The sequence below is a fragment of the Mycobacterium sp. TH-M25 genome (genome assembly GCF_057473665.1).
Genome location: NZ_JBYCLA010000359.1, coordinates 1 through 2,192, shown reverse-complemented (window position 1 = coordinate 2,192; position 2,192 = coordinate 1). Strand labels below are relative to the sequence as shown.

Here is a 2,192-nt window from a genome sequence, read left to right as displayed (position 1 = left end):
CTCAGTGTGATGTCGTCGGGGACGCCGGCAAACTGGTAGACGCCGCGGGTCTCAGTGTGGTGGATGCGGCCGGCGGCGGTCAGCCGGGTGAGGCGCTTGCGGGTGACGCCGAGGCTGATGGCTTGGGCGGCGGTGAACATGCCCCACTGCCCGGTCGCCTCGATGGCCAGGGTGTCTTCGTTGTCACTGCTTCTCACGCCACCGATTATGGCCACGCGTAGGGCTATACAGGAAGGTTCCGGAAGTCATCGCGCTCTACCGCGGTGACATGCGCCGTACCTGTCGGTCGCAGGCCAAGCTTGTCTGGACTGACCTCGGGCGGACTCTCGACGTGCGTGGAGTATTCGTATCGGCTCGATGACCTACCGGGGCAGGTGTAAGTGTTGCTCGTCCATAGGGCTGGCCGAGCACCGTGCGGCGCCGCCATGGTGCGTAAGCTCTCCCGTCTCCCGTCTCCCGTCTCCCGTCTCCCGTCTCCCGACACGCGCAAGCCAGGGAATGCAACATTTCGTGTAGAAATTCTACCTGGGATGTAGTATCCACTCCGTGGAGATGCAGCAGGCTGATGTCGACCCGTTTGCGCAGATACTGCTGTCGGCTTACCTCGCGGCCGCCGCCGATGCGCACACTTTCAATGCCGAGCATGGCTTCCCTACGACCCGAATGGATAAGGCTCACCGCTTTCGATCGATCGTTCAGGCCTTGGTCGGCCACTCCAGTCGGTACTCGCTGCACCCCGAGTACATGGAGTCCGGCCGCGTTCAGGTAACAGATGAAGCGATGCGCTGGACCTGTCTAATTCGCAGCAAGTCTGCAATCGGGATCGAGGAGGCGATGGGATCGCCTGTGCAGCTTGCGTTGTTCGCTACGCCGCCTCGCGTCGCAACTGGGCTGCCAAGCCTACTGGTGTACGACTTTCAGCGCGCCGGCATGAGCCTGTGGGTGGGCCCCACCAAGCAGCTGCCCCAGCGCAAGCGATTGACTCCGTCCGGCAGCATCGACTTCATTGGGTTCTGGGCGTTCGATGCAGCTACGCCGCCAGGAGGTGACGGCGGTGGTTTGGCGTTCGATCAAGGCGATGCGGATCCGTTCGATGACCTGGGCAACCCCGACCTCGGTGAAGCTGGCGAATTGTGAACCGGCTGCGTGCATTCCGTGATATCGAGGGGTTGAACCAAGCCGACCTCGCCGAGATATTGGGAATCTCCCTTCCGATGGTCTCCGCTATCGAAAGTGGTCGGCGCAGCTTTAGTGGCGACCTCGAGATTCTGGGTTATAGCAATAGTCGTCTGGCGTTGCCTGACATGTCTGACCCGATCCACCGCGCACGGGCGTCGACGGCTGTAGCCGCCAAGAAGCGGGCTAAGGAGTTGCTCCGGCTTGCCGGTCAAGTCTTCAGTGAACTACTGAGCGTCACGGTGAAAGCGCCTAACGTTCTGCTCCAACGTCAGACGCCCATCGTCGCGCCTGATGAGATCGAAGAGCTGTCCGTCGATTTGCGTGGCATCCTCGGCCAGGAAGGCTCCGGTCCAATCCGAAACTTGACAGCCCTCGTCGAACGGGCGGGGGTATGTGTGATCCCAATCGCCAACCTCCCTGGGCTCGACGGGATTTCGGCATGGGTGAATGACGTTCCCGTCATCGGTCTTGACCCAGCGGTTCCAGGCGACCGGTTTCGGTTCAGCTTGGCGCACGAGTGCGCCCACCTATTATTTCACGATCGGCGCCACGACTCGGTCGAGACTGAAGCGAACCACTTTTCAGGCGCGGTATTGTTCCCTCGGGATGACTTCGATGCGGCGATGATTGACAAACCGAAATTGACAGACTTCGTGCACTTGAAGGGTAACTGGGGTATGTCGGTGGCTGCCATCATCTATAGAGCTCATCAGCTTGACTACGTCGATGATGCGCGTTACCGGGCGCTGCAGATCCAGATGTCCAAGTGGCGTAAGAATGAACCGGGAGAATTCCAGCCGGCACCGGGGACATTGTTCCCGCGTCTAGTCGAAGTGAACGGAGGGGTCACTGACGTTGCCAAAACGCTCGGGGTCAATGGAAAACACCTCCGCGAGTTGGTGAACTGGAATCACCTCCGCCTGGCCTAGTCGCCATCCCTACGTCGGATCTTATGACTGACAGCCGGATCGGCCCGCAAGCGCACGGTCATTTCAGCGAATTTGATGGGAAAT

At 60.3% G+C, this 2,192-nt stretch carries 3 protein-coding genes; 2 read left to right on the top strand and 1 reads right to left on the bottom strand.

Annotated elements, in window-relative coordinates:
* Positions 1-197: type IV toxin-antitoxin system AbiEi family antitoxin domain-containing protein (locus tag AC2VOU_RS12185; RefSeq protein ID WP_486957612.1), on the bottom strand; the 197-nt coding region annotated here is incomplete at its 3' end.
* Positions 198-552: 355 nt separating this feature from the next.
* On the opposite strand from AC2VOU_RS12185, the gene AC2VOU_RS12180 reads away from it, so the two are divergent.
* Positions 553-1,137 carry a hypothetical protein gene (locus tag AC2VOU_RS12180; protein WP_486957613.1) on the top strand — a complete coding sequence of 195 codons (585 nt, stop codon included), beginning with the start codon at positions 553-555 and terminating at the stop codon, positions 1,135-1,137.
* On the top strand, positions 1,134-2,108 hold the full coding sequence (locus tag AC2VOU_RS12175; RefSeq protein WP_486957611.1) for an ImmA/IrrE family metallo-endopeptidase: 975 nt from the start codon (positions 1,134-1,136) through the stop codon (positions 2,106-2,108). Before AC2VOU_RS12180 ends, AC2VOU_RS12175 begins: the two co-directional genes overlap by 4 nt.
* The last annotated feature ends 84 nt before the right edge of the window (positions 2,109-2,192 follow it).